General features: G+C 30.8%; 2 protein-coding genes and 1 pseudogene. 1 reads left to right on the forward strand and 2 read right to left on the reverse strand.

What is annotated here, in order from left to right; translation table 11 throughout:
- Nucleotides 1-271 precede the first annotated feature (271 nt).
- On the reverse strand, nucleotides 272-1714 hold the full coding sequence (miaB, locus tag MR593_RS11360; protein WP_290692946.1) for a tRNA (N6-isopentenyl adenosine(37)-C2)-methylthiotransferase MiaB: 1443 nt from the start codon (nucleotides 1712-1714) through the stop codon (nucleotides 272-274).
- A 222-nt stretch (nucleotides 1715-1936) separates the two neighbouring features.
- Between miaB and MR593_RS11365 the strand changes: the two genes are divergently transcribed.
- On the forward strand, nucleotides 1937-2689 hold the full coding sequence (locus MR593_RS11365) for a DUF169 domain-containing protein (protein WP_290692948.1): 753 nt from the start codon (nucleotides 1937-1939) through the stop codon (nucleotides 2687-2689).
- A gap of 74 nt (nucleotides 2690-2763) precedes the next feature.
- Here the strand turns inward: MR593_RS11365 and MR593_RS11370 are convergent.
- Nucleotides 2764-3499 (reverse strand): annotated as a pseudogene (locus MR593_RS11370) (argininosuccinate synthase domain-containing protein); the annotation flags it as partial.

The raw sequence follows: 3499 nt of genomic DNA on the forward strand, positions 1-3499 counted from the left end.
TACCTTTACTTTAATTATATTAAAATTATGTAAATTGTCAACTATTTTTCTGATTTTTCAAAATTTACAATATTTTATGAATTTTTCGATATTTTTACAAATAAAACTATATTCTAACATAATTTACTCTATCTAATAACAATTTTATACATTTTTGCTTGTTGTATAATGTTGTTTTATATAAGAAAATGTCCTCTTTTATGATCATAAATTAATTATTTTCATAAAGAGAACATCTTATTATTTTCTCATCAATTTTTATTTAAAACTTTTAAACCATTTCTCCATTTAAAGAGAATGAAAGAGTTTCTGTTATTTTTACATCTACAAGTTTTCCAACTAAATCAGCATCGATATCTTTTACAGCAAAGTTTACAAGCTTATTTTGTCTAGTTCTGCCGCTGAATTTAGTGTCGTCAGTCTTGCTCTTTCCTTCAACTAAAACTTCAACTACCTTATCTTGGTAAACAGAATTATTTTCCTTTAATATTTCATTTACAACTGCCAAAACCTTATTAAATCTCTCGTGTTTTACATCCTCTGGAATTTGATTTTCCATCTTAGCTGCTGGTGTACCCTCTCTCTTTGAGTAGATAAAAGTAAACGCGTTGTCGTATCTTACTTTTTTGATTACATCTATAGTATCCTCTACATCTTCGTCTGTTTCACCAGGGAATCCTATCATTATATCAGTTGAAAATGCTATATCAGGAACTTCAGCTCTAGCCTTTTCTATTATTCTTAGATAGTCTTCTTTTGAGTAATGTCTATTCATTTTCTTTAATAGCTTAGTGCTTCCACATTGAACTGGAAGGTGTAAAAATTCACATACCTTGTCACAGTCTCTCATAGCGTATATAACCTCATCAGATATATCTTTTGGATGAGAAGTCATAAATCTTATTCTCTCTAATCCTTCTATCTCGTTTACCTTTCTTAGAAGCTCTGCAAAAGTTATTCTATCCTCTTCTTCTAGAGTTTTTCCGTATGAATCTACATTTTGGCCTAGTAAAGTGACTTCTTTAGTGCCATTTGCAACTAGATCTTTTATTTCGTTTATTATATCTACTGGTTTTCTACTTCTTTCACGCCCTCTAGTATAAGGAACTATACAGTAAGTACAGAAATTGTTGCAGCCGTACATTATATTTACAAACGCCTTAAGCTCAAATTTTCTATCGCTCTTTAACCCTTCTACAACTTCTCCGTCTACATCCCAAACATCTACAAGCATAGCGTCACTTGACATAGCCTCTGCTAGTAATTCAGGGAATTTGTATAAATTGTGAGTACCGAATACTAAGTCTACATGTTTGTATTTAGCCTTTATTTCCTTTACTACTTTAGGCTGTTGCATCATACAACCGCATACAGCAATTTTTAAGTTAGGATTTTTCTTTTTAGTCAACTTTAGATGACCTAAGTTTCCGTATACCTTAAGCTCAGCATTTTCTCTAACTGCACAAGTGTTGTATATTATTAAATCCGCAGTATCAGCCATCAAAGTAGGTTCATATCCCATATCATTTAACATAGCAGCTAGATTTTCTGAGTCGTGTTCGTTCATTTGACATCCAAAAGTTTGTATAAAATAAGATTTTTTCTTTCCAGTTGATTGGAAATATCTTTCGTTTTCATTTTTTATTTCATTTATATATTTGTCTTGTTCTCTAATTTTTTCCATAGGAACAGTCACTTGTTTTCTCTTTGACATCTTGATTCTCCTTTCAATTTAATGCAAATTTTATTATATCATAAATATGAGTAAACACATAAAAAAATTTTTACCTGCTCTAAAGTATGTACACTTTTTAACCATTGTAATTATATTTAACAACTTTGTGATTTGTATTTATTAGAAATTTTTTAAACTTAATGTAATATAAATAATTATTTGATATTATTATAGATAAATAAAAACTTTTGGAGGTAAATTATGGATAAATTATTAGTAAAAAAACTCCATCTTAAATTAGAACCAATAGGAATATTCTTTGGTAATACTACTACAAAATGCGACTTAGATGTATCACCAAACAAACACAACTGTGTCATACCATTTCTTATGTCATCTGCTAAAGGCAAGACTATTTCTATGGATGATAAAAGCTGTAATTGTGCTGGAGGAGCTACTGGATGCTGCTTTGGCGATGGGTTTTCACGAATAAATCCTAACATCCATAAAATGTTGTCACAAGGATATGGAGAAAATATACCAGAAGGCTTACCTGAAGATTTTAAAGATGGCGAACGTTTCTTTTGTTCTGAAGAAGTAGCCTTAAAGTGGAGAAACTCTCTGCCATTTTCAGAAAAAGGATATCCACGAATAGTATTCGCACCTTTAAGTAGATGGAATGAAATCGGTTCACCAGATTTAGTATATATATTTGCTAATCCCGATCAAATTTCTGCTCTCGTAACTTTGCTTGGTTTTCATAACGGTCGAGCAATTAATACTATTGTACCCTTTGGCTCAGCATGCCAATCTATAATGTATGCTGCCGATCAAATAGAAAGCGATAATCCTCAGGCTATTATGGGTCTATTCGATATTTCCCAACGTTTAAGCTCATTGGCAAACTATCTGTCTATGACAATGCCTTATGCACTGTGGGAACAAATTACTAAAGATTTAGATAAAAGCTTCTTTACAACTAATTCGTGGCATAAAATTGAAAAAAGATTATAGTAAAAAAACAGCCTTATCTAATCACTTAATATTATCAGATAAGGCTGTTTTTTCTATATTATAAATTTTACCAATTATTTAGTCATTTTTTTACCGTTTTGAGTCATAGCATTTATCTTAAGTGGTAATGTGAATAAGTTTATGAAACCTTCAGCATCTTTGTGATCGTATAATTCACTGTTACCGAATGAAGATATACTTTGATCGTATAATTTATGGTCTGAGAATATTCCAGCTGGTTTTATGTTACCTTTGTATAATTTTAATTTAACAGAACCAGTAACATTTTCTTGAGTTTCATCCATGAAAGCATTTATTGCTTTACAAGTTTTAGAATACCATTTACCATTGTATATTAAATCAGCGAATTCAAGTGATAATCTTTGTTTTAAGTGAAGAGTATCTTTGTCTAATGTAGCACTTTCTAAGTAGTTATGAGCTGCATAGAATATTTCTCCTCCTGGTGTTTCATATATACCTCTTGATTTCATACCAACTAATCTGTTTTCTAGTATATCAACTATACCTATACCGTGTTTAGCACCTAATTTGTCAACTGCTTCAACTAATTCTACTGGTGGTAATTTTTCTCCGTTTAGAGATACTGGTATACCTTTTTCGAATCCTATTTCTATGTATTCAGGTTCATCTGCTGCATCTTCTGGTGAACAAGTTTTTTTGTAGATATCTTTGTTGTGTTCGTTTTCTAGATATTCTATATCTCCACCTTCAGTAGATACATGCCATAGGTTGTCGTCTACTGAATATATTTTTTTCTTAGTTGCTGTTACTTTTATATTGTGTTCGTTT

Origin of the sequence: Intestinibacter sp. (assembly GCF_022780145.1) — a bacterium.
Lineage (GTDB): Bacteria > Bacillota > Clostridia > Peptostreptococcales > Peptostreptococcaceae > Intestinibacter.